This window comes from Nocardiopsis deserti (genome assembly GCF_008638355.1).
Taxonomy (GTDB): Bacteria; Actinomycetota; Actinomycetes; order Streptosporangiales; family Streptosporangiaceae; genus Nocardiopsis; species Nocardiopsis alborubida.
On sequence record NZ_VWVS01000004.1, the window covers coordinates 83,398 to 106,068 of the forward strand.

At 71.8% G+C, this 22,671-nt stretch carries 21 protein-coding genes; 6 read left to right on the top strand and 15 right to left on the bottom strand.

What is annotated here, in order from left to right:
* Positions 1–311 precede the first annotated feature (311 nt).
* Positions 312–743 (top strand): Rrf2 family transcriptional regulator, encoded by a 432-nt coding sequence (locus FYW99_RS13225; protein ID WP_150252345.1) that lies wholly within the window; start codon positions 312–314, stop codon positions 741–743.
* A 212-nt stretch (positions 744–955) separates the two neighbouring features.
* Complete coding sequence (locus FYW99_RS13230; protein WP_150252346.1) at positions 956–1,372, top strand: nuclear transport factor 2 family protein; 417 nt, start codon at positions 956–958, stop codon at positions 1,370–1,372.
* A gap of 54 nt (positions 1,373–1,426) precedes the next feature.
* Here FYW99_RS13230 and FYW99_RS13235 read toward each other — a convergent pair whose 3' ends face one another.
* From FYW99_RS13235 to FYW99_RS13270, 8 genes are all read right to left on the bottom strand, one after another.
* Positions 1,427–2,161, bottom strand: a complete 735-nt coding sequence (locus FYW99_RS13235) for an E3 ubiquitin ligase family protein (RefSeq protein WP_223838981.1) — start codon at positions 2,159–2,161, stop codon at positions 1,427–1,429.
* Positions 2,162–2,227: 66 nt separating this feature from the next.
* Complete coding sequence (gene mnhG, locus FYW99_RS13240) at positions 2,228–2,578, bottom strand: monovalent cation/H(+) antiporter subunit G (RefSeq protein ID WP_150252348.1); 351 nt, start codon at positions 2,576–2,578, stop codon at positions 2,228–2,230.
* Positions 2,575–2,832: an MrpF/PhaF family protein gene (locus tag FYW99_RS13245; RefSeq protein WP_150252349.1), complete on the bottom strand. Its 258-nt coding sequence runs from the start codon at positions 2,830–2,832 to the stop codon at positions 2,575–2,577. The genes mnhG and FYW99_RS13245 overlap by 4 nt, the downstream gene beginning before the upstream one ends.
* Positions 2,832–3,206: a Na+/H+ antiporter subunit E gene (locus FYW99_RS13250; RefSeq protein ID WP_150252350.1), complete on the bottom strand. Its 375-nt coding sequence runs from the start codon at positions 3,204–3,206 to the stop codon at positions 2,832–2,834. Before FYW99_RS13250 ends, FYW99_RS13245 begins: the two co-directional genes overlap by 1 nt.
* Complete coding sequence (locus tag FYW99_RS13255) at positions 3,203–4,720, bottom strand: monovalent cation/H+ antiporter subunit D family protein (protein ID WP_150252351.1); 1,518 nt, start codon at positions 4,718–4,720, stop codon at positions 3,203–3,205. Before FYW99_RS13255 ends, FYW99_RS13250 begins: the two co-directional genes overlap by 4 nt.
* Positions 4,717–5,025 carry a sodium:proton antiporter gene (locus FYW99_RS13260; protein ID WP_150252352.1) on the bottom strand — a complete coding sequence of 103 codons (309 nt, stop codon included), beginning with the start codon at positions 5,023–5,025 and terminating at the stop codon, positions 4,717–4,719. Before FYW99_RS13260 ends, FYW99_RS13255 begins: the two co-directional genes overlap by 4 nt.
* The gene (locus FYW99_RS13265) at positions 5,022–7,862 is read right to left on the bottom strand and encodes a DUF4040 family protein (RefSeq protein WP_150252353.1); all 2,841 of its coding nucleotides are present in this window, start codon (positions 7,860–7,862) and stop codon (positions 5,022–5,024) included. Before FYW99_RS13265 ends, FYW99_RS13260 begins: the two co-directional genes overlap by 4 nt.
* A 298-nt stretch (positions 7,863–8,160) precedes the next feature.
* Positions 8,161–8,394 (bottom strand): hypothetical protein, encoded by a 234-nt coding sequence (locus FYW99_RS13270; protein ID WP_150252354.1) that lies wholly within the window; start codon positions 8,392–8,394, stop codon positions 8,161–8,163.
* Positions 8,395–8,614: 220 nt separating this feature from the next.
* On the opposite strand from FYW99_RS13270, the gene FYW99_RS31750 reads away from it, so the two are divergent.
* The gene (locus FYW99_RS31750) at positions 8,615–8,779 is read left to right on the top strand and encodes a hypothetical protein (protein WP_190394643.1); all 165 of its coding nucleotides are present in this window, start codon (positions 8,615–8,617) and stop codon (positions 8,777–8,779) included.
* Positions 8,780–9,161: 382 nt separating this feature from the next.
* Here FYW99_RS31750 and FYW99_RS13275 read toward each other — a convergent pair whose 3' ends face one another.
* From FYW99_RS13275 to FYW99_RS13305, 7 genes are all read right to left on the bottom strand, one after another.
* Positions 9,162–11,285, bottom strand: a complete 2,124-nt coding sequence (locus FYW99_RS13275; RefSeq protein ID WP_150252355.1) for an SMI1/KNR4 family protein — start codon at positions 11,283–11,285, stop codon at positions 9,162–9,164.
* Between the two features lie 265 nt (positions 11,286–11,550).
* A complete protein-coding gene (locus FYW99_RS13280) occupies positions 11,551–12,378 on the bottom strand; it encodes an ABC transporter ATP-binding protein (protein ID WP_150252356.1) in 828 nt (275 codons plus the stop codon).
* Positions 12,375–13,523, bottom strand: a complete 1,149-nt coding sequence (locus FYW99_RS13285; RefSeq protein ID WP_150252357.1) for a FecCD family ABC transporter permease — start codon at positions 13,521–13,523, stop codon at positions 12,375–12,377. The genes FYW99_RS13280 and FYW99_RS13285 overlap by 4 nt, the downstream gene beginning before the upstream one ends.
* Positions 13,520–14,311, bottom strand: coding sequence for a class I SAM-dependent methyltransferase (locus FYW99_RS13290; RefSeq protein ID WP_150252358.1), 792 nt, complete (start codon positions 14,309–14,311; stop codon positions 13,520–13,522). Before FYW99_RS13290 ends, FYW99_RS13285 begins: the two co-directional genes overlap by 4 nt.
* Positions 14,311–15,315 (bottom strand): ABC transporter substrate-binding protein, encoded by a 1,005-nt coding sequence (locus FYW99_RS13295; RefSeq protein ID WP_223838982.1) that lies wholly within the window; start codon positions 15,313–15,315, stop codon positions 14,311–14,313. Before FYW99_RS13295 ends, FYW99_RS13290 begins: the two co-directional genes overlap by 1 nt.
* Positions 15,316–15,621: 306 nt before the next feature.
* Entirely contained in the window at positions 15,622–17,310 is a 1,689-nt protein-coding gene (locus FYW99_RS13300; protein ID WP_150252360.1) for an ABC transporter ATP-binding protein, read from the bottom strand.
* Positions 17,307–18,968, bottom strand: a complete 1,662-nt coding sequence (locus tag FYW99_RS13305; protein WP_150252361.1) for an ABC transporter ATP-binding protein/permease — start codon at positions 18,966–18,968, stop codon at positions 17,307–17,309. Before FYW99_RS13305 ends, FYW99_RS13300 begins: the two co-directional genes overlap by 4 nt.
* Positions 18,969–19,405: 437 nt before the next feature.
* Between FYW99_RS13305 and FYW99_RS13310 the strand changes: the two genes are divergently transcribed.
* Genes FYW99_RS13310 through FYW99_RS13320 form a run of 3 tightly spaced genes read left to right on the top strand, consistent with a single transcriptional unit; the run spans position 19,406 to position 22,448 of the window.
* Positions 19,406–20,581: a FecCD family ABC transporter permease gene (locus tag FYW99_RS13310; protein WP_150252362.1), complete on the top strand. Its 1,176-nt coding sequence runs from the start codon at positions 19,406–19,408 to the stop codon at positions 20,579–20,581.
* A complete protein-coding gene (locus FYW99_RS13315) occupies positions 20,578–21,414 on the top strand; it encodes an ABC transporter ATP-binding protein (RefSeq protein ID WP_150252363.1) in 837 nt (278 codons plus the stop codon). The genes FYW99_RS13310 and FYW99_RS13315 overlap by 4 nt, the downstream gene beginning before the upstream one ends.
* Positions 21,411–22,448 (top strand): ABC transporter substrate-binding protein, encoded by a 1,038-nt coding sequence (locus FYW99_RS13320; RefSeq protein ID WP_150252364.1) that lies wholly within the window; start codon positions 21,411–21,413, stop codon positions 22,446–22,448. The genes FYW99_RS13315 and FYW99_RS13320 overlap by 4 nt, the downstream gene beginning before the upstream one ends.
* The last annotated feature ends 223 nt before the right edge of the window (positions 22,449–22,671 follow it).

Sequence of the window (22,671 nt, forward strand, 5' to 3'; positions counted from 1 at the left end):
GCCGTCCGGGCGGTGCGGGTAGCCAGCCGGGCAGGGCCAGACCGACCAGGCCGGTGCGGTCCTCCGGGGCCGCGGACACCACTCGGCGGCCCGAGCGGGCGGGAGGGGTCTGCACGCTCATCCGCGGCCCCGCCACGGTGACCGTCGCTCCGTCCTCCGACTGGCGCAGGTCTTGGGCCGGGGTCAGATGGCGGTGGGCCGCCAGGCGGGCTGACGGGGTCGCTCCGGCCAGCCCCGCGGGACTTGCCGATTTCAGTCGTAACTACTATTGTTACGATTGAAATCGGGGAGCGAGGGAGGCGGAGTCCGACGTGAGCGCCAACAGCAGACTGACCATCGCGGCGCACGCCCTGACATGGATCGGGCTGTACCAGCGGCGCGGCCACGAGGTCGCCACCTCCGAGCAGATCGCGACGAGCGTCAACACCAACCCGGTGGTGATCCGCCGCCTGCTGGCCGAGCTGCGCAAGGCCGGGCTGGCCGATTCGCGGCGGGGGGCGGGCGCGGGCTGGATGCTCGCGCGGGACCTGGCGGCGATCACCCTGCTCGACGTCTACCAGGCGATCGAGCCGGGGCCGGTCTTCGCCCTGCACCGCGCGGCACCGGACCCCGAGTGCGTCGTGGGCCACGGCATCGGACCGGCGATGACCGCCGTGTACGACGACGTGGAGGCCGCCCTGCGCGGGGAGCTGGCCAAGACCACGCTGGAGGACGTGCTGCGGGACGTCCTGGCAACCGCCTGACCCCGGACCGCCGTCTCCCCCCGGTCGAGGGGGGTCGCATCCCATTCCCAACGATGTAACCAAAAGGGTTACATCAGGGAATCGGAGGGTCTCATGGGACAGCTGGACGACGGGATCGCCCTCGTCACCGGCGCCTCCAGCAGGATCTCCCGTGCCGGGGCCGAGGCCCGACAGGCGCACCTCATACGAACGAGAAGACAAGGACAAGGACGATGGCAACAGACACCCAGACCTCGCGGACCGTGGCCGAGAAGTTCGTGGAGCGCCTCGGCAGGCAGGACCCCGACGGCATCCAGGAACTGTTCGCCGACGAGATCGACTGGTACGTCCCCGGCAGTGACGCGCTCTCCTGGGCCGGGCGCCGTACCCGCCGGGAGGAGGTCGCGCCGTACTTCACCACGATGTGGCCGCACTTCGCGCACGGCAGGAGCAAGGTCGTGCTGGAGCGCGCCGTCGTCGACGGCGGTGACGTCGTACTACTGGCGGTCTGGACGCACACCGTCGTGGCCACCGGGAAGGAGTTCACCACACCGGTGGCCATGCACCTGGGGGTCGAGGACGGCCGGATCGTCCGCATGCACCTGTACGAGGACACGCTGGCCGTCGAGAAGGCGTTCGTCGCCGACTGAGTGGAGAGTGCTCAGGGGCGACCACGGCCACCTCCGAGCATCTGGTGTGGGCCGTCAGAGGAGCCACAGGGTGACCGCGAGCGACCCGAGGAAGACGACACCGGCGAGGACCTGCTTCGTCCAGTGGGCGTCGTACAACTGCGGGGCGGTGCGTGTCGAGAGCAGCAGGTACCCGTCGGAGGAACTCGCGATGAGGGTGTCCTCGTTCCACTCGTACGCGGTCCCGTTGACCAGCAGACGGGTCCGGGGCGCGACGGCCCACTCCCGGTAGGAGCGGCCGGTGCTCGAATGCGCGTGCTCGGGTTCGAGTTCCCGCCTCGTCTCCGTCCTGCCGAAGGCGCCCTCCGACAGGGGGTCGACCACGAAGGAGTCATGGGTGAGGGCGGTCTTGTCCGTGACGGCTCCACGGGGGTAGCACCACGCGCTCCCCGTCCTGTCCTCAAGCAGGAAGGGCGCCTCGCTCTGCTCCACGTGGACCAGGGTCGCACGGAGGCGTTCGTGATTGGTGCCCTCGCCCGGGCGGTGGTCCCACACCTCGGTCCGGTACCACACGCACCTGGTCCCGGAGTAGGGGGCGACCAGTGGCCCCGAGGGCCCCGGTACGGCGTTCCCGTCGACCAGGACCGAGGTACCGGAGCGGGGCAGATCCCTCAGCGGAGGTGTCCGGGCGCTGCGTATCCTCCGGAACCGTGTGCGCGTGCGCAGCACCCGGGAGAGCAGGAGTGCGCTGAGCACGGTGGCCAGCAGAGCCAGGAGCTGGAACGCGGTCCGCGATCCACCGACGAACATGTCATCCATAGTCGCCACCTCTTCGCGCCGGCGGCCGTGGTGCCAGGCCACCGGCACGAAGCATGATCAGCCTTCCTCCGAGCGGTCCGTGTCTGCCTCAGCGAGGGCGTCGTGCCGGGTGGCGGGGGAAAGGGGTGTTCCCGCCAGGTATCCCGCCCGGGCCAGGGCGTTGCCGCCGACCGCCGCGGTGGCCAGTTGCACGAGCAGCGCCAGGCCGATCTTGAGCGCGTTCTCCACCGAGGGAAACCACAGCAACAGACCGAGCAGGAGCAGGGCCGTCCCCAGACCGGCCGAGACCGACACCCCGTGCAGACGTGCGTAGAAGTCGCGCAGACGCACGAGGCCGAGGGCTCCCGTCGCGAACACGAACGCTCCGGCGATCACACAGGCCACGGCAAGCGTCTCGAGCGGGGTCATCGTTTGCCTCCGGAGATCAGTCGGGCCAGGGACAGGGCGGAGAGGAAGCCCACGAGAGCGCACACGAGGACGATGTCGACCACCAGGACGGAGTCGACGCGAAGGCCGAGGACGACCACGAGGCCGACGAAGCCGAAGAGGACCACGTCGGCTCCGGCCGCCCTGTCCCCCCTGGAGGGGCCCGCGAGGATGCGGTAGGCCGCCAGGGCCATGGACGCCCCGAGCAGCAGCAGTGCGATGTCGACGGGGTTCATCAGGTGTCCTCCTCGCGGGGCGCGGCCTTCGCCCGTCCCGTGCGCGTCAGGCTCAGCAGGTAGTCCTCCATCTGGCGGATGTCGTCGAGGAAGGCCTGCTCGTCAGTGGTGTACATGCCGTGCACCCACAGGGCGGGCGGGTTGGTGCGGGTGGCCACGGTCACCGTTCCGGGGGTCAGGGAGACCATGTTGGCGACGGCCGTGATCTCCAGGTCGGTGCGGCAGCGCAACGGGACCTCGATCAGGGCGGGCACGGACGCGCTGCCCGGGGTGAGGACGTCCCAGGCGACCCGAAGCGTGGAGGTCACCACCCGGGAGCCGTAGAAGAACGGGAACCACGCGATCCGCAGGGACCTGCGCAGGAGAGGGGTCATCGGTTCGTCACCGCCTCGACGTAGGTGGAGGTGTCCAGCAGATGGGCTGCGGCCTGGGCGCTCAGGTCGAGCAGGACCTGGGCGCCCAGGCCGACGCACAGGGTGACGCCGGTCAACGCCACCGCGGGCAGCACCAGGCCCGCGCGGATCCTCGTGGCGGCCGGGGCCGCGGTGACCGTCACGCCCCCGGCCGCCGACCGTCCGCCCTCGGGTCCACGGCCGGACCCCGGTTCGGGGCTCCAGAACACCGAGCCCCAGATCTTGAGCATCGACATCAGGGTGATGAGGCTGACGGTGACGGCGATCGCGGCGACCACCCACTGGCCGTCGTCGAAGGCGGCGGCGACCAGGGTGAGCTTGGCGACGAACCCGGAGAAGGGCGGCAGTCCGGCCAGGGACAGGGCCGCGCCCAGGAAGGCCAGCGCCAGCAGCGGTTCCCGGCGGGCCAGGCCCCCCAGCCGGTCGAGTCTGCCGGTGCCGTGGACGTGCTCGATCGCGCCGGTGGACAGGAACAGGGACGCCTTCACCACCATGTGGTGGACGAGGTAGAAGATCCCCGCCATCAGTCCCAGTTCGGTGAACAGGGCCACGCCGAGGAGGATGTAACCGATCTGGCTGACCATGTGGAAGACCAGGATCGAGCGGGTGGTGTCCTCCCCCACCGCGCCCAGGACCCCGATCAGCATGGTCGCGCCGAACAGCACCAGGCCCACCCACAGCAGCGAGGACTCGCCGCCGAAGACCACCGCGTAGAGGCGGTAGATCGCGTAGATGGCGACCTTGGTGTGCAGGCCGGAGAACAGGGCGGTCACCGCTGGGGAGGGCGCGGTGTAGGTGCGCGCCAGCCAGCCGTGCACCGGCACGACGGCGGCCTTGACCGACATCGCCAGCAGCACCACTCCCATGGCGACCGCGACCACGGGCGACTCCTGGGCGGCGCCCGCGAGTTCGCCGAGCTGCACGGTTCCGGCGGCGCCGTAGACCAGGGCGACACCGGCCAGGAACACGGTCGAGGTCAGCAGGTTGACCGCGACGTAGGTCCGTCCGCCCCGCAGGCCCCGCAGGGTCCCGGCGATGGCCATGAGCCCGTAGGAGGGCAGCAGCATCACCTCGACGAACACGAAGAGGTTGAACAGGTCTCCCGTGAGCAGCGCCCCGTACACCCCGGCGGACAGCACCAGCACCAAGGACGGGAAGAAGCGCCGACCGGCCTCGCCGGTGGCCACGGCGAAGGCCGAGCACACCAGCACCAACAGGGCGGTGGTGGTGATCATCAGCGCGCTGAAGGTGTCGGCGGCGAAGGGAATGGCCACCCCGGCGGGCCACAGGCCCACCTGGTGGGCGTGCACCTGTCCCTCCCGGGTGCACCAGACCAGTGCGGCACCGGCGGCGAGCGCGAAGGCGCTGGTTCCCAGGAACAGGGTGCGGGCCACCGGACGCGCGAGGGGAAGGACCAGCAGCGCGGCGCCCAGGAGGGGAACCGCGACCAGCATGGGCAGGAGAACGGGGATCATGAGGCGTCCTCGGTGTCGTCGCTCTCACCGGTCGCGGCGAGGGCGAGCATGTAGATGGTGATGGAGAAGGCGATGACGATCGCCGTGAGCACGAACGCCTGGGGCAGGGGGTCGGCCATGGCGGCTCCGGTGCCCCGCCCCAGCAGGGGTTCGCCTCGGCGGAAGGCGCCGCCCGCCGACATCAGCAGGAGGTTGACCCCGTGGCTGAGCAGGACGAAGCCCAGGACGACGCGGACCATGCCGCGTTGCAGGATCAGGTAGACGGCTCCGGCGACCAGGACGCCGATCGTGATGGCCAGGGTCATCGGTTACCTCCGGTGGCCGGACCGTGCCGGACGGGGTCGGGTGTGTGGTGCGCGTCGGGCTCCGGGGGGCTCTTGCGGCCGGTCCGGGGCAGCCCCAGCTGGTTGAGCGCGGTCAGCAGTACGCCGACCACGGCCAGGTAGACACCCACGTCGAAGACGAGCGCGCTGGTGAAGTGGTAGTAACCGCCCCAGGGCAGGGGGATCTCGGCGTGCAGGGGCCGCAGGAAGGACCCGTCGGCGTAGCCGAGCAGCCCGGTGACCGCGGCGGTGAGGACGCCCGCGGCGATGAAGGCCGGGTAGGCCAGGCGGATGCGGGCCGCCGAGGCGCTGCGCGCGGTGAGGTAGGCCAGGGCGAAGGCCGAACCGCCGACCAGTCCGGCGATGAAGCCCCCGCCCGGGGCGTTGTGGCCCCGCACCAGGAGGTAGAGCGACCACAGCACCAGCAGCGGGATCAGCCAGCGCGACACGGTGCGCATGATCACGGTGTTGTCGTCGGCGTCCCAGAGCGGGTTGGTTCTGGCCACGTGGGAGGGGACCTCGCCGTTCGCGATGAGACCGGACGATCGCAGGACGGCGATGATGATCAGGCCGGCCACTCCCAGGACGGTGAGCTCGCCCAGCGTGTCCAGGGCCCGGTAGTCGACCAGGATCGTGTTGACCACGTTGGTGCCGCCGGTGTCCTCGGGCGCGTGGGAGAGCAGGTAGTCGCTGACCCCCGAGAGCTCCCTGCGGCCGGTGAGCAGGTAGGCGCCCAGGCCCGCCACGGCTCCCGCGGTCAAAGCGACCGCCGCGGTGAGGGCGGTGCGTGAACGGCGGACCCGGTGGAACTCGCGGGGGAGCCGGCGCAGCACCAGCACCGCCACGACCACCGTCAGGGTCTCCACCAGCAACTGGGTCAGCGCCACGTCGATGGCGCCGAGGAAGACGAACCACAGCGCGGTGGTGAACCCGGCGACCCCGACCAGGGCCAGGGCGGCCATCCGCGAGCGGGTCACCACCGCGGTGAGCACCGCGACCGCCACCAACGCCACCAGGAGCCAGTCCAACGCGCGTGAGGTGGGTGCGGGCGGCAGCCCGTAGTCCAGTCCGAGGGCGGAGACCACGGCGGCGAGCGCGATGAGCATGACGAACGGCATGGCCAGGTGGCGGGCGGGGGCGTCGGTACGGGTCAGGTCGCCCACGCGTGTGCCCAGGGTGATGACCGCCGCGTGTGTGCGTTCGAAGACGCCAGTGCCCTGGACGGGGAGGAGCCTGCGCCCGGCGAGCTTCTCCCCACAGCGGGAGGCCCGGGTCAGGAGGGCGCCGAGGAGCAGGGCTGCGGCCGACATCCCCAGGGCGGGGTTGAGTCCGTGCCACAACGCCAGGTGGGAGTCCGCGGGGGCGAGGGCCGCGTCTCCGGCCGCCCAGGAGATGGCCGGGTTGAGCGCCGTGGCTCCCAGCCCCAGGGCCAGGCCCGCGGCCGCGGTGATCACGGGGGCGGACAACAGGAGCGCGCCCGCCTCCCGGGGCGGTTCCCGGTCGGGACGGCGCCTGCTGCTCCCGCCGAAGGCCATGTACACGAAGCGGAAGGCGTAGGCGAAGGTCAACGACGCCGCGGCGACCGCGACGACCCCGGCGACCGGACCGCTCCAGGCGGGCCCCGGTGCCTGCGTCAGCGCCTCGAAGAGGTTCTCCTTGCTGACGAATCCCAGCAGAGGGGGAACCCCGGCCATGGACAGCGCGGCGAGCGCGCTCACCGTCGCGGTGACGGGCATCGTCCGGCGCAGACCACCCAGTTCACGCAGGTCCCGCGTTCCCGTCTGGTGGTCGATCACGCCCACCGACATGAACAGCGCCGACTTGAACAGGGCGTGGGCCACGGTGTGCACGGCGGCGGCGATGAGCGCCTGCGGGGTTCCCACACCGATGACGGCGACGAGGAAGCCGAGCTGGCTGACCGTGGAGTAGGCGGTGAGTTCCTTCAGGTCGTGCCGTTGCAGGGCCAGCACGGCGCCGATCACGGCGGTGGTCAGACCGACGACGATGAGGGTGGTGCCCCACAGCGGCGTGTCGGTGAAGGCCGGGGAGAAGCGCATCGCCAGGTAGACGCCGGCCTTGACCATCGCCGCCGCGTGCAGGTAGGCGCTCACCGGGGTGCTCGCGGCCATGGCGTCGGGCAGCCAGTAGTGGAAGGGGAACTGGGCCGACTTGGTGAACACCGCGATGACGACCAGCACCGCCACGGTGCTGGTGAAGGCGGTGTCCTGGGTCCAGGACAGGTCGCCCAGGATCGCGCTGAGGCGGGTGGTGCCGGTGCGCACCCACAGCAGCACCACCGCGGTCAGCAGTGCCAGGCCGCCCAGGGCGGTGAGCAGGAACGTGCGCACCGCTGGTCGTGAGGCGCCTGGCCCGGAGAGGCCGATCAGGTAGAAGGAGCAGATCGTGGTCAGTTCCCAGAAAACGAAGAGCAGGACCACGTCGTCGGCCAGGACCAGACCGGTCATGGACAGGGCGAAGGCACTCATCAGGACGTAGAAGCCGGTCCTGCGCCCGGGTGGGAAGTAGCGGGTGGAGTAGGCCATGACCAGCGCGCCCACGCCGAGCACGAGTACGCAGAACAGCCAGGCCAGGCCGTCCATGCGCAGGTTCAGCCCCACGCCGAGGGCGGGCATCCAGGGTAGGGACGCCTCCAGGGTCTGGTCGTGCTTCCACAGTGAGGGTCCCTGGACCCCGACCCACAGGGCCGCCAGGGCCAGCACCAGGGCGATGGGCCACCCCGCGGCGCGGCCCATCGGGCGTTCCAGCAGTGGGACGAGCAGGGTGGTGACGGTGAGTACGGCAAGGAGGAGCAGCAGCACGCCGCTGTCCTTTCACGGTTGCGCGCCGGTTCCCGGGCATGCGGACGCACGCCGGGAACGGCCGTGGCGCACAGGGGCGCAGCACGGTCGGCGTTCAGCGAACAAAGAGAGAAAAGGGCACGTGGAAGGTGCCTCACGCAGGACGGAGCCCGGGACGGCCCGCGGGCGCTGATGTCAGATACCGGTGCCTTGGGCAGGTCGGAATCCGGTGCCTTGGGCAGGCCGGAATCCGACGGCGCGCGGACACGGGGCGACCGTCATGCGGAAAGGAGAAGACGCCTCGACCGAGGCGGAAGGGTCAGCTGCGTCCGGGCGGGCAGGAGCTGAGCTCACCGTGGGCGTTGGTACCCCACGAGGTGGAGTAGCCGTTGGTGCCGCGGGGAAGGGGGTTGCGCACGGGCAGCTTGTGCCGCTCGGCGAAACGCAGACGTCCTACACGTTCGTAGACGTGCAGGGTGCGGAAGAACGCGCCCTCCACGAGGGCGGAGGAGCGATGACGTGCTGAGGGGATCGTGGTCACCATCCGGGACATCACGACACCTCCTCATACATCTCGGCACATCGCAGCAGTCCTCACCGTACCAGCCGCCGCTTCACGCACGCCAGCAGGGGGTCGTGTGTCGGGTGTGCCGGAGGCCTCGGCGCGCGCCGGAGTCCTGACCCGGCGCTCCTGGGCTTCGGAAGTCGACGCAGACCGTGTCGGGGCACGTCGGCGGCATGACGCGGTCCGACCGGCTGCGTCGACGCCGACCGTGCCCGTCATCGACCGCCCCCGCACGGGGTTGGACGCCGCCTTCCACCGCTTCCACCACGGGCAGGCCCTGGCCGCCGTGCCCTGGGACGGCTGGACCGCGACGTGCGGGCCCGTTCGCGCCGGCGGTCCACCCGCCGTGGTCGCGGCGGCGCCCCAGCCCTAGACTGCCCGGGCCAACCGTAGGACCGGACAGGAACAGGGCGTGGAACCGGTGGGACGACGTGTCGGGGACGTGCTCGGCTGGAGCGGGGTCGCGGCCTGCCCGGGGAGGGCGAGGGGGCACGACAGGGATGGACACGGGTCCTCCTGGACGATGCCGGGGCCGTGGAGGACACGGACGACCTGATGGACGGTGGCGGGTACGGCACCCTCCCGGTCCCCGGCGCGGTGGTCTCCCGCGCCGGGAACCTGTACGGCCTGGTTCCCTGACACTCGACCGTCGCGGCCAGCGTTCCGTGCCTCAGACGCGGGATGAAGGCGGCCCGGACGACCGGATGGGAGCCGGGAGCCACGTCGGGTCCGTCTCTGTGCGGGACGCACCCACCTCAGGCGGAAGCGCGAACGCCCCGGGCGGTGAACGCCGCCTCCCTGGCACGGGCCCGGGTGACCACACCGCGCAGAGCGGGGTCGGTGAGCAGCACCACGGGAGCGATGCGGTTCGGCGCGGTGGGGTACCACCCGGGCAGCGCCTCCTCGATCACGGCCCAGGCCTCGTCCCGGGCACCCCGCGCCGCCAGTCCCCGGGCGGTCTCCAGCGCCTCCTCGAACTCCGGGGGCTCGGGCACCCGGTGCTCGTCCAGCCACGCGTTCCAGACGGAGCCCTCCGCCTCCTCGGGCAACCCCGGCAGCACCTCACGCAGAGACTCCAGCAGGGGGCCCACGTTACCGATGGAGTCGAGGGAGAGGCCGTACAGCGCGAGCGGGACCGCCTCGGCCCGGATCTGTTCCGCACCGATCTCGTCCACCACCCGGGACGACAGGGCCCTGCGCAGGTCGTGGTGGACCCACCGCGGCTCCAGGAAGGCGGACAGAACGATCTTGAGGTAGACGGCCGCGGCCGACCCCTGGGTCTCGGCCCGGTCGAAGGCCGTGAGCGCGGGGTCCACGTTCCCGGCCATCGCCTCACGGCGTCCCAGCTCCAGCAGTTCCTCGGCGTCGTCGGAGCGCACGGGGTGCCCGTCGCCACCACTGAGTTCCTCGAAGGAGACGCGCTCGGCGTGGACGAGCGAGGCGAAGGAGCGGTGCCGATCGCCCAGGCCGGGGTACCAACTCGCCCAGATGTAGGCCGCCCACTCCCCGTCGGGGGAGGCGTCGCCCGCGTCCAGGATCCAGTACTGGGCGTCGGTGTCGGAGGACACCAGCAGCAGGGGCCCGACGACCCCCTCGTCCTCCATGTCCTCCTCGTCCAGACCGAGCATGTTGGCCAGACCGGACCACTCGAGTTCGGCGATGGAGCTCATCTCGTAGACGAAGGTCCCCATCCTCCCCCAGCCGTCGGACGCGGCGAGGAAGGAGCGGTAGCTCGGCGGCAGCCGACGGCCCAGGCGCTCCTCCAGGGCCGCGATCCGCTCCTCCGGGGCGCCCTCGTTGCCGAGCCAGGACGAGGTCCGCTCCTCCTCGTCGACCTCCTCCCCCTCCGCCTCGGCGACACGCAGCATGTCGGCGCTGTACTCGGTGAGGTAGGCCCGCCACTCCTCGACGGTTGCCGGGAGCGCGGGCACGCCCTCGTCCTCCGGGGCGACCGCCAGGCCCAGGAACGCTTCCGGTCCGCTCCGCGCCGTGTGGCGCAACCCGTGGAAGGCCTCGTAGGCGCGGTCCTCGGCGAAGAACCGCACCCGGTTGAGCTGGGTCTCCCCCGCACCCGCGTTGCGGGTGACCTCCAGGCGCAGGTACCGCCAGGGCGTGTGCGCACCGGGACCGCTGACGGTGAAGTCGCGCGCCAGGTGGCGGGCGGGGAAGAACTCGTCGGACCGGGCGTCGAGGAGGGTCCACTCCCGGCCGTCCGAGGACCCCAGCAGGGACCAGTCCGCGGGGTCGCGGTCGGGGAGGTCGTTGGCGGAGTCCAGCACGTAGCGCCGCACGGTGACGGGCTCGGACATGGTGAAGTCCAGTCGGTCGGTGCGGCGCCGTGACAGCCACTTCCCGGCCGTGGGGTCGAGCAGGTTGAGGGCCACCTCGCCCGCCTCGACGTACTCGTCACCCGCGCGCACCGAGCGCACCATGCGGGTGAGGCCCTCCTCGCTGGGGCCCTCGACCGACTCCAGTTCGACGGCGCGCAGCAGAACCGTCCCCCCTCCGCCCTCGCGGTCGGCCCAGTCGACCCGCGTGAGCGGAGGCCCTCCGTCCTCGACGAGCAGACGCAGCTCCTGGTCGCCGCCCCGGATCCGGAACCGGTGGCCGGGACGTTCGGGGGGTTCGTCCAGGCGGATCCCCCGCCACTCGTACTGGACCCCGTCGGAGGTCACGCGTGTGCCGGTGAACCCGTCCATACGGGGATCGAACACGGCCACGGCCTCGCCGCCCTCGCAGTCGCGCCAGCCGATCCGGGCTGGTCTGACCGGCTCTCCCGGTTCGATGAGGACGTTGAGCCGCGGGGTCTGCGTCCACTCCTGCGCGCCGACGCGTCGGCGCTCGGTGGAGAAGGCGAGGGGGGTCGTGTGCTCTGTCATGGGGTTCCCAGCGGTGAGGGGGTGGGGATCGGTCGGAGGGGAGGCGGGCGTCGCCGCCCACACGTCCGCAAGGAGGGTACGCGTGCGCACCGACGTTCCGGTCCCCGGCCGAACCCCGGGCGTCGTGACGACGCCCGGGGCCGGGGAGCCGACTCACTACTGGCGCTTCGGCGGCATCGTCACCGCCCTGCTCGTCCTGTTCCACCGCGGACACGACCACGCAGGAACCGGTCGTGCACGGCCGCGAAGGGCCGCGCGGAACGGCTCACTCCGTCTGGTGCTGACGGGGCGGCCCGGGAGCAGGCGTCGACGAGGAGCGTCCCGGTACACCGCCCAGGTAGGTCACGACCGGCGCTCCCGTGTGCGGAGAGGTGTCGACGACGGCTTCGACCGCGTAGACGGAACGGATGAGCTCGGGTGTCAGCACGGCGGCGGGCGGCCCCGATGCCGCGACCCGACCGGCGTGCAGGACCGCGACCCGGTCGCAGTAGCGTGCGGCCAGGTTGAGGTCGTGAAGGGCGGTCACCACCGTCATGTCGAGCGAGAGGAGCAGGGTGAGGACGTCGAGCTGGTAGCGGATGTCGAGGTGGTTGGTCGGCTCGTCCAGCACGATCACCTCCGGCCGCTGCGCGAGCGCGCGGGCGAGCTGGGCGCGCTGCTGTTCACCGCCGGAGAGCGTCCGCCACGACCGCGACCGGTACGCGCGCATCCCGGTGAGGGCGAGCGCCTGTTCGATCGCGGCACGATCCTCGCCGTCCAGTCCGGCGAAGGTGCTGCGGTACGGCGTTCTGCCGAGCGCCACGGCCTCGTCGACGGTGATGTCGGTGTGCACCTCGGGCGACTGTTCGACGATCGCCACCCGCCGGGCGACCGCGCGCCGGGGCAACGAGCGAACCGGCTCCCCGCCCAGGAGCACCGTTCCGGCATCCGGCCGCCGAAGCCCCGCCAGAACGCGCAGCAGCGAGGACTTGCCGGCGCCGTTCGGCCCGAGCACGGCGAGCACCTCGTTCGAGCGCGCCTCGATCGAGACCCCGTCGAGGATGCGTGTCCTGTCGACCGACCACGTGATGTCGTTCGCCGTAAGTGCCGTCACTGTCGAGCCGCCTTGCTCAGAACGATCGCGAACACCGGCGCGCCGAGCAGCGCCGTGATCACCCCCACCGGAATCTCATGCGGCGAGAACGCCGAGCGGGCGAAGGTGTCGACCCACACCAGGAAGATCGCGCCCCCGAGCCCCGTGAGGGGGAGCAGCAGGCGGTGCGTGGGCCCGGCCAGCAGGCGCACGATGTGCGGCACGAGCAGCCCGATGAACCCGATCGCTCCGGATGCCGCGACGGCCGCCGCCGTGACGAGCGCGGTGAGGACCATGAGCGCCACCCGTGCCAGGGTCACGTTGATCCCGAGCGAGGAGGCGGTGTCCCAGCCGAAGGTGAACGCGTCCAGAGCCGACGCGAAGAACAGGCAGCCGACGGCTCCGAGCACGATGACGGCGGATGCCACGATCAGCGGCTCCCAGCGCGCGCCTCCGAGTGAGCCGAGCAGCCAGTAGGTGAAGCCCCGGGTGGCGTCCGCGTCGCCGTCGAGCATCAGCACGAGCGAGGTGATCGCCGAGAAGAACTGCGACACGAGTACGCCGGTGAGCACCACGCGAGCGGGGTTCGAGACCCGTCCGCCCCCGATGAGGGACAGCACGATCGCGAAGGCGACCAGCGCGCCGGCGAAGGCGCCCGCCGAGAGGGTCACCGCGCCCGAGCCGAGCCCGAGGATCATGATCGAGACCGCCCCGGTGGACGCCCCGGAGGAGACCCCGAGCAGGTACGGTTCGGCGAGCGGGTTACGGGTGATGGACTGCAGCACCGCACCCGAGACCGAGAGTCCGAGCCCGACCACGGCTGCGAGGAGCACACGCGGCAGACGCGACTCCCAGATGAGGGCGTCGATGAGCGGCGGCGCCGACGGAACCGGGGCGAGGGCGCCCAGCCCGATGTTGCGCAGGATGATCCCGAGCACGTCGAGCGCCCCGATGTTCGCTGTGCCGACGAAGGTCGCGACGATGATCGACACGCACAGCGCGACGACGAACGTGCCGACGATGAGGGACGAGCGCAGCCTGCCCGGTACGCGTGTCGGAGGGACCGCGGCACCACCTGCCGTTGCCTGCGCCGCCAGGGGGTCGGCGCCGGAGAGCGCGTCCGTGTCACGCGGGCCGGCCTGCGAGGAGTCGGTGAGTCTGGTCATCTTCGCGCGAACACCACGACATCGTCGTAGTACCGCCAGATGACACCGGTTTCGGCGAATCCGGCGGTGCTGAGCGCTTGCAGGTGCAGATCGAGCGGTGCGTGCGGTGTGGGCGGGCGGTCGGCGAAGCGGTGCTCGCGCTCGGCGTGGTGCTGTCCGAACGCGTCGTCCGCGACGGCGTCCGCCCACCACTCGTCCCAGGTCCGCACACCCTGCGCGTGCGCGTCATGCTGGGTGCGTTCGTCGTCGGCGGCCGCCGCCTCGGTGAGAAACGGCTGTGAGCGCGGGTCGTAGCGCAGGTGGTCGGCGTTCATGAAGACACCGTCGGCGGGGAGCAGGGCGCCCAGGGTGTCGTAGACGGCGACGAGCTGTGCCGGCTCCAGCCAGTGCAGCGCGGTCGAGGAGACGGCGACGTGCACCGGCCCGTCGGGCAGCTGAGCCCTCCAACCCGGCGTCGCGAGGTCGACGTCGACAGGCGTGAAGCGTGCACCGTGGCGCTGGCCGAGCCAGGAGCCCGCGATCGCGAGCAGCACCGGGTCGTAGTCGACCCCGATCACCCGAGCACCCGGGAAGCGGTCGAGGACGCGCTGCGAGAGGCTGCCGGGGCCGCACGCCAGATCGAGAACGGTCATGCCGGTTCCGTCGGCCTCGAACTCGTCCGAGGAGGCGCACATCCGCGTGATGACGTCGAGCATGATCTCGAACCTCTGCTCGCGGTGGGTGATGTACGCCGCCTGCTGGGCGTCCCAGTCGCGGATGAGCCGTTCGAGGGCGTTCGTGGTCGTCATTACTTCGTCTCCATGTCGATGAGGCCCTGCGCGACGGTCGGGACGGCCTGCACGCTGTGGACCGACGGGTCCATGTGCTGCCCGGGCACGACGATGAAGCGGTCGTTGACGACGGCGTCCATGGTCGAGGTCAGCGGGTCGTTCTTGAGGAACTCGATCTTCTCCTCGGCCGTGTCGCCGGGGTATCCGCGGCTCAGGTCGGCGATCACGAGCACGTCGGGGTTGCGCGCGGCGACCTCGTCCCAGCTGACCTCCGGCCACTTGGTCGAGGCGTCGCTGAAGGCGTTCTCGGCGCCGAGCATCTCGGTCACGGTCTGCGGGAGCCCGCCGGGTCCCGCGACCGACGGGGTGGAGGAGGAGGACGCGGTCGAGTAGAACCAGACCAGACTCGGCGTGCCCTCGATCTGTTCGGCGATCTCGAGTCCCTCGTCGACCACGGCCTGTTGCTCGGCGACGAGCTCCTCACCGGCGTCGGGCACGTCGAAGACCTCGGCGATCGTCTCGATCTCGTCGAAGAGCATCTCGAAGGTCGCGCCGCCCTCGACGGCCTCGTGGTAGGTGCAGTCGAACTCGCTCAGGTAGGTCGGGACGCCGAGCTCGTGCAGTTCGGCGCGCTCACCGGCGTTCTCGGCGGTGAGGAACGAGGCGAAGGACGAGTAGACGAAGTCGGGCTGCGCTTCGAGCAGCGTCTCGTGCTTGAGCAGGCCGTCCGTGAGCAGGGGGATGCTCTCGTAGGCGTCGGCGATGTCGCTCGGGACGGGATCGGTCTCGTACGAGGTGCCCGCCATGCGGTCGGCGAGGCCGAGCCGGATCATGATCTCGGTGGCCGACTGGTTCAGCGAGACCGCGCGCTCGGGAGCCTGCTCGACGGTCACCTCGGCGTCGCAGTTCTGGATGCTGAGGGGGTAGGAACCCGTGCCCTCGCCCGCTGCCGCCGCGGAGTCGGTTTCGGAGGCGGGTGCCGTCGCGCACCCGGCCAGGGCGAGAGTCGATGCGACTCCCACGGTTCTGATAATGATTTTCAATGTCACGCCCGTAGACTACAGCGCCCCTGTCACCAGGCCGTACTCCACTGTGGCCCCTGAGTCCGGGAACACGGCTCCGGGAGACGCGGGACACACCGGCCCCGCCGCCGGAGCGGTGGCGGGGTCGTCAGGCGGAACGGCGGCGGACCACGATCACGTCGTCCGTGACGCGGGCCGTCGTGCCGTCGGGTCCAGCGCGCCGGTCGCTTCCGCCGTTCGTGGTGCCGAGGCCGGGATCGCCGCCCCCTGGGGGGACGCGGGGCGGCCCCGGGACGTCCGACCGGGTCAGCCACCCGTTCCCCGCACGGTGTACGGGATCTCGGCCACGTCGACGACGCGTTCGAGGCGGGCGAGGGTCTCGGCCCGGTGCGACGCCATGAGAACGGTGCCGTCGAACTCGGCGATGACGTCGGAGATCACCCGTTCGGTCGCCGGGTCGAGGCTGGCGGTGACCTCGTCCACGAGGAGGACGCGCGGTCGGCGGGCGAGGGCGCGGGCAAGGCAGAGGCGTGCCCTCTGCCCGCCGGACAGCCGCACACCCGCCTCCCCGAGTTCGTCGTCGAGACCGATCCAGGCTGCGGCTCCGACGCGTTCGAGCAGGGCTGCCAGGTCGCCGTCGGACCGCGGCCCGCCACCGCGCAGCAGGTTGTCGCGGACGGTGCCGTGGAAGAGCATCGCGTCCTGGTCGACCAGGGAGACGGCCTCCCGTAGTGCCGCGTCGTCGAGACCGGCGACGGGTACGCCTCCGCCGTCCGCCGTGACGAGTTCGACGGTGCCCGCCGAAGGGTCCCAGAGGCGTGCCGCGAGGGCTATGACGGTGCTCTTACCCGAGCCGGAGGGGCCGACCAGCCCGACGTGCTCGCCGGGGGCGAGTTCGGTGGACCAGGACGTGAGCGTCGGCTGCCGGCCCTCGTAGGAGAAGGACACGTCCCGGAACCGGAGGCCGAGCGGACCGGCGGGCAGCTGTCGTGGCGCTTCGGGGACGGCGACGACCGGGGGGCGGTTGATTCCGGCGGCGACGCGCTCGGCAGCGGAGGCGAGCGGATGGAGCCGGGTGAGGGTGTCGGTGGCGTCGACGATCGCGGCGATCCCGGCCAGGGCCAGGGCGACCAGCGCGGGCAGCTCCGCGGGGGCCAACCGTACCGGGGCCCCTTCTGAGAGCACGCCCGCGGCGGTGGCGCTGGTGGCGATGACACCGATGATCACGGCGGTGAGGATGAGTTCCCGGATGGCGGTGACCAGGCGCGAGAGCAGTTCGCGCCGTCGCGCGATCGCGGCGGCGCGCGCGGTGGCGGCACTGGTCTCGGCGACGATCCGGGGGGCGAGTCCGTAGGCGAGTACTTCGCGCAGGGCGCCCAGCGCGTCCACGATGTGCTCGGACAGGTCCGAGCGCTCACGCTGTTCCCGCTCGCCCAGCCGCCGGGCGGCACGTGCCCCGTACAGTGCGCTGCTCGCCACGACGGCGGCGCCGAGGAGCATGACGAGCGCGGCTTCGGGCAGCAGGACGAACGCGGTGGCGAAGGAGGCGGCGAACAGGGTGAGCGAGGCGCCGAGCTGGGCGACCGTGTGGGCGTAGAAGAACTCGAGCTTTTCGATGTCGTCCATCGCGACGGCCGCCGCGCGTCCGGAGTGCTCGCGGCGCCGGCCGGGAACGCTGCGCGCGTAGGCGTCGAACAGCGCCATCCTCAGCCGGGCCAGCACGCGGTAGGCCAGGGCGTGGGAGACGTCCATCTCCCGCCAGGTCAAAACCACGCGCAGCAGCACGAGCCCGAGGACCAGGGTCCACCACACGGGTCCGGGCGGTGTCCGCTCCACGACGGCGTGGCCGACCGCCCACGCCGTGAGGACGGCCAGACCGGCCAGGCCGAGCGCGCTCGCGGTGCCGACCAGGTAGGTCCAGAGCATCCCCCGCCATTCGGGCCGCAGGACGGGCAGCAGTTCACGGAAGGCCAGGAACGCGGAGGAGGTGTTCACGGGGCGCTCCTGTACAGGTGTCCGGAGTCGAGGCTGAGCACGTCGGGAACCTCGGTGAGGGTCTCGGAGCGGTGGCTGATCATGATGACGACGCGGTCGCGGGCGACACGGTGCAGGGTCTGGATGACGTCCGCTGAGCGGTCGGCGTCCAACGCGCTCGTCGGCTCGTCCACCAGGAGGACCGGGCGCCGTGCCAGCAGTGCGCGGGCCAGGGCGAGGCGTTGGCGCTGTCCGCCCGACAGGCTGGTACCGGCTTCGGTGACCTCGGTGTCGAGCCCGCGCGGGAAGCGCTGGATCTCGTCGAGGATCCCGGCGTCGCGGCAGGCCGCCACGAGGTCGGCTTCCGCGGTGGCACCGGTGACCGCGAGGTTGTCGCGGATGGTCCCGGCGAAGAGCACCGGCCGCTGGGAGACCACGGCGATGTCGGAGGTGCGGAGCGGCCGACCGTCGAGGTCGATGCTTCCCGCGCGCGGAACGAGGAAACCGAGGAGGAGGTCGAAGAGGGTGGACTTCCCCGCCCCGGAGGCTCCGACGATCGCGGTGAGGGAGCCCCTCCGGGCCGTCAGGTCGAGGTCGTGGACGACGTCGACGGGGGCGTCGGGGTAGCGAAAGCTCAGACCGCTCACACGCAGCGCGTCCGCCGGTCGGTCCTCGACCGTCGGGCCGTCCCCGGGGTCGGACGCGGTGCGGGCGGAGGCGGCGTCGCGCTGTTCGGCGAAGGCCCCGATCCGCCTGAGGCCGGGGATCGCGGTGAGGCCGAGGAATCCGGCGTGCCAGTGCCGTGAGAGGTCCCGGACGGGGCGGAACGCCTCGGAGGAGAGCAGGAGGATCAGGTAGACCTCGACGGCGGGGGCCTGCCCGGTGACCGCGTGGGCGATGGCGACGGCGACGGCGACGACCGTTCCCCCCTGGACGGCCGCGTCGGTGACGGCCGTCTCCCCCAGGGAGCCGCGCATCACCCGTTCGGTGGCCCTGCGCAGCGCCTCGGAGCGGTGGTCGAGGCGCTCGCGGGTGCCGGACACATCGCCGAGCGCGCGCAGGGTGGCCATGCCGCGCAGGGACTCCAGCAGGTCGGCGCTGAGCGCCTCGTAGCTGTCCCAGTGTTCGAGTCCGCGCCGGGCCACCATCCGTTTCCACGCCATGGGACCCGCCAGTGCGAGCACGACCCCGGCGGCCACGCACAGTCCCGCCCACGGTGAGAGCCAGAACAGGGCGGCCACGGCGATCGGACAGGTGAGGAGCAGTTGCACGATGGCGGGCACGTACTTGGAGACGTAGGCGTCGATGCCCTCGACGCCGTCGCCGAGGCTGGCGCGCATCGAACCGTCCCGGGCCGCCGTGTCGTGCAGCCTCTCGGGCACGAGCGCGGCCCGCATCGCGCGGCGGCGGACCGCCTGCCTGACCCGGCCGCCCAGACGTGCGGAGGCCGACGCCTGGGCCAGGGAGAGCACCAGGCGCGCCAGCGCGATCCCGAGGAGCAGCGACAGCGCGACGAGCACGTCCCGGGCCTGCCCGTGCAGCACCGCCGACATCGCCCAGGCGATCGCCACGGCCTGCCCGGCGTAGGTGAGGAAGACGAGGACCAGCAGGGCCGCGCTCCGTGCCAGGAGCGCGGGGAACCGGGCCGCCTCCCGCCACAGCGGGGGGACGATCATCATGCGGCTGACTCCTCGATCTCGGCGATCTCGGCGACGATCCGGTAGTCCACAGGCCATTCCTTCTCAAGGCATGACGCATCGGTCACGTGCGCCGATTCGTGTTCGCGGGGGACGAACGAGGCGCACTTTACTTGAAAACGATTATCGTTTACAATCGCTCTGCCCCATGGGCCCCAGAACCTCCCCGTGGCCGACTGTCGTGCGGGCCGCGCGTACACCGTCGCCGACGGCACGGGGCCCACCGGGCGGACACCGGTTCACCGGTGATCGAGCCCGAGGGGCACATCCCGCGCATGGCTCCCTCCCCGCACGGGCGCACCGTCTGGCGTCCAACGCGCCGAACGCGCGGACGAGAACGCCGCGCTGGGGCTGGTCGACACCGCCACCGGTTCAGCACAGACCGCTCCACCGACGACCTGAGAGAGCCCCCGCGACAGATGCCACGAGCAACCAACGGAAGCCGCCTGTCGACTTCCCCCCGACGCCTTCTGGCCAACGCGCGCCCCGGAGGGACACCTCCCGGAGGCGCTCCGACCCCGGCCGCCCCCGCGGCGCACACCCGGCGACGCGGCGCGCTCGCCTCCCGGACACTCGTTCCGGTCCTGGCTCTGGCGCTGCTGGCGGTGATGCTGGTGTCGACGAGCGTCGGCACGATCGACGTGCCCCCGGCGGACGCCCTGCGCATCGTCATCGGCCATCTGGTGCCCGGGATGCCGTGGATGTCCGACGGGTCGCTGACGACGGTGCAGGACAACGTCGTCTGGCAGTTCCGGTTGCCCCGCGCGCTCCTGGCCGCGACCGCCGGTGCCGCGCTCGCCCTGGCCGGTGCGCTGATGCAGGCCGTGGTCCACAACTCCCTGGCCGAGCCCTACATCCTCGGCGTCTCCGCCGGCGCCGGGGTCGGCGCGGTGTCGTTCATCGTCCTGGGCGTCGGCACCAGCTCCCTCGGGATCGGGGGCTCGGCCTTCCTCGGCGCGCTCCTGGCCACCGCGGCCGTCTACACCCTGGCCCGCAAGAACGGGCGCATCGCACCCCAGCGCCTCATCCTCGCGGGCGTGGCCCTCGGCTCCCTCTTCAGCGCCGTGACCAGCTACCTGACCATCACCACCGACGCCCAGAACGTCTTCGGCATCATGTTCTTCCTGCTGGGTTCGGTCTCCGCCGCCACGATGGGCCACCTCGCCCTGCCGGCGGCGGCGCTGCTCATCGTGACGCTCTACGCCGCGTTCCGCGCGCGGGCACTCAACGCCCTCCTCGTCGGCGACGACGCGGCCGCGTCCCTGGGCGTCAACGTCAACCGGCTGCGCAGCGGCACCCTCATCGCCGCGGCCCTGCTGACCGGATCGGTCGTCGCGGTCTCCGGAGGCATCGGCTTCGTCGGACTGATCATCCCCCACATCGCGCGCATCATCGTCGGTTCCGACCACCGCAGGATGCTCCCCGTCGCCCTGCTCGGCGGAGCGGTGTTCCTCGCCACCTGCGACTTCCTGGCCCGGACCCTGGCCGACCCCTCGGAGATCCCCCTGGGTGTGCTCACCGCGATGGTCGGAGCACCGTTCTTCCTGTGGCTGCTGCGGCGCGACCGCGCCGAAAGCGTGGGGGTGGGCCGATGAGAGTGGACATCGAGAACCTCTCCGCCCACCGCGGCGGGCGGCCCGTCGTCACCGACGTGAGCGTCTCGGTGCCCTCGGGCACCGTGCTCGGGCTGCTCGGACCCAACGGGAGCGGCAAGTCCACACTGCTGCGCGCCGTGTCGGGGCTCGCATCCCCCGCGGCCGGACGCGTGCTCTTCGACGGCGCCGACATCACCGCGCTGAACCGCAAGGAGCTGGCCCGCCAGGTGGCGGTGATGGCACAGGAGCACAGCGAGGAGTTCGAGATCCCCGTCCTCGACATGGTCCTGCTCGGGCGCATCCCGCACGGACGCGGGTACGGACGCGACTCCGACCGCGACATCGCCCTCGCGCAGGAGGCCCTCACCCGCGTCGGCGCCGCGCACCTGGAGGCCCGCTCGTTCTCGGCCCTCTCCGGTGGCGAGCGCCAACGCGTGCTCTTCGCCCGCGCGCTCGCCCAGGACACACCCGTGCTCGTCCTCGACGAGCCCACGAACCACCTCGACATCGCCCATCAGCTCGAACTCCTCGATCTGGTCAGGGCCACCGAGCGCACCGTGATGGTCGCCCTGCACGACCTGAACCTGGCCGCGCGCTCCTGCGACGCGATCGGCGTCCTGGCCGAGGGGCGCCTGCTCTCCCTCGGCGCCCCGGACGAGGTGCTTCACACCGACCTGCTCCGCTCGGTCTTCGGCGTCGAGTCCACGGCCGTCGCCCATCCGCGTTCCGGACGGCGGCACCTGCTCTTCGACGCCCGCAGCCCGCTGAAGCCGAACGACCACGGTGACACGGACCCATCCGCCCCCACCCAGGAAGAAACCACCACCCCATGACAGGCAACACGCCCCGGGCCGGGTTCCGGCGCCGTTCCCTCAACCTCTCGACCGCGTGCGCCGCACTCGCCGTGGTACCGCTGGCGCTGACCGCCTGCGGCACCGGCGTCACCAGCGACCCGGCGGCCACCGAGTCCTCCGGGCCGACCGTGACGGTCACGAACTGCGGACGGGAGCTGTCCTTCGACACCGCTCCCGAAAGCGTCGTCGGGTTGATGCCCTCGCAGACCGAACTGCTCATCCGCCTCGGTGTGCGGGACTCCATCGTCGGCCAGGCCCAGACAGGGGTCTCGGCGCTGCCGGAGGACATCGCCGACCAGGCCGCCGACATCCCGGTGGTCAGCGCGGACGCGCCGCCGACCCGCGAGGACCTGCTCGCTGTCGCCCCCGACTTCGTGGCCTCCCCCACGGAGTACGAGTTCACAGCCGAACAGGGCTTCGCCAGCATCGAGCAGCTGAACGAGAACGGCGCCCAGGCCTACGTCGCGACCGGTGGCTGCGCCGACCGCCGCAACACCGCGGAGGTCACCGACGTGCTGACGGACATCGCCGACCTCGGCGCCATCCTGCGCGTCCCCGACGCGGCCGAGGAGCTCGCGCAGGACACCGAGGAACGGCTGGCCGCCGTGGAGGCCGCGATCAGCGGCTCTCCGCGACCCGCCGTCGCGCAGGTCTACGTCGAGGGCAACTCGCTGTCGGCCATCGGCGCGGGCATCGAGGCGGACATCATCAGGGCCGCCGGCGGCGACAACGTCTTCGACCCCGACGCCCCCGAGTTCGCCGACTTCTTCGCCGCCCAGATCAACCCCGAGGAGATCATCAGCCGCGCCCCCGAAGCCATGGTGTTCGGTGTGAGCGGACCCCAGCACGAAGAGCAGACCCGCGAGTACCTCCGCAGCACGTTCCCCGACGTCCCGGCCGTGGAGGACGACGTCCTCATCGCCGTTCCCGCGAGTGACCTCTACCCCGGCTCGCTGGGGAACATCGACGCCGTGGAGACGATCGCCCGGGAGCTCTACCCGGACGCGTTCTAGCGTGTCGTTCGACCCCGACCCGTGGCCTGGACACCGCTCCGGCCGCGGGTCGGGGCGTTCCCCGGACACCACGCTGAGGTGCCCCGGGGTCGGGGTCGGCGCGAAGCCCACACCACCGTCGCGCGCGTCCAGAACGGCCGGGTCCTCCATGTACGACAGGCCCACCCCGGTCCGGGTGTCCGGGCGGTCCCGGCGCGCCCTTGGACGGGCCGTCCGCCGACGG

What these genes read in the sequence shown, in the direction of transcription:
- FYW99_RS13230 (WP_150252346.1), top strand. Translation starts at nt 956, where the DNA reads ATGGCAACAGACACCCAGACCTCGCGGACCGTGGCCGAGAAGTTCGTG.
- FYW99_RS13235 (WP_223838981.1), bottom strand. Translation starts at nt 2,161, where the DNA reads ATGTTCGTCGGTGGATCGCGGACCGCGTTCCAGCTCCTGGCTCTGCTG.
- mnhG (WP_150252348.1), bottom strand. Translation starts at nt 2,578, where the DNA reads ATGACCCCGCTCGAGACGCTTGCCGTGGCCTGTGTGATCGCCGGAGCG.
- FYW99_RS13245 (WP_150252349.1), bottom strand. Translation starts at nt 2,832, where the DNA reads ATGAACCCCGTCGACATCGCACTGCTGCTGCTCGGGGCGTCCATGGCC.
- FYW99_RS13250 (WP_150252350.1), bottom strand. Translation starts at nt 3,206, where the DNA reads ATGACCCCTCTCCTGCGCAGGTCCCTGCGGATCGCGTGGTTCCCGTTC.
- FYW99_RS13255 (WP_150252351.1), bottom strand. Translation starts at nt 4,720, where the DNA reads ATGATCCCCGTTCTCCTGCCCATGCTGGTCGCGGTTCCCCTCCTGGGC.
- FYW99_RS13260 (WP_150252352.1), bottom strand. Translation starts at nt 5,025, where the DNA reads ATGACCCTGGCCATCACGATCGGCGTCCTGGTCGCCGGAGCCGTCTAC.
- FYW99_RS13270 (WP_150252354.1), bottom strand. Translation starts at nt 8,394, where the DNA reads ATGTCCCGGATGGTGACCACGATCCCCTCAGCACGTCATCGCTCCTCC.
- FYW99_RS13275 (WP_150252355.1), bottom strand. Translation starts at nt 11,285, where the DNA reads ATGACAGAGCACACGACCCCCCTCGCCTTCTCCACCGAGCGCCGACGC.
- FYW99_RS13285 (WP_150252357.1), bottom strand. Translation starts at nt 13,523, where the DNA reads ATGACCAGACTCACCGACTCCTCGCAGGCCGGCCCGCGTGACACGGAC.
- FYW99_RS13290 (WP_150252358.1), bottom strand. Translation starts at nt 14,311, where the DNA reads ATGACGACCACGAACGCCCTCGAACGGCTCATCCGCGACTGGGACGCC.
- FYW99_RS13305 (WP_150252361.1), bottom strand. Translation starts at nt 18,968, where the DNA reads ATGATGATCGTCCCCCCGCTGTGGCGGGAGGCGGCCCGGTTCCCCGCG.
- FYW99_RS13310 (WP_150252362.1), top strand. Translation starts at nt 19,406, where the DNA reads ATGCCACGAGCAACCAACGGAAGCCGCCTGTCGACTTCCCCCCGACGC.
- FYW99_RS13315 (WP_150252363.1), top strand. Translation starts at nt 20,578, where the DNA reads ATGAGAGTGGACATCGAGAACCTCTCCGCCCACCGCGGCGGGCGGCCC.
- FYW99_RS13320 (WP_150252364.1), top strand. Translation starts at nt 21,411, where the DNA reads ATGACAGGCAACACGCCCCGGGCCGGGTTCCGGCGCCGTTCCCTCAAC.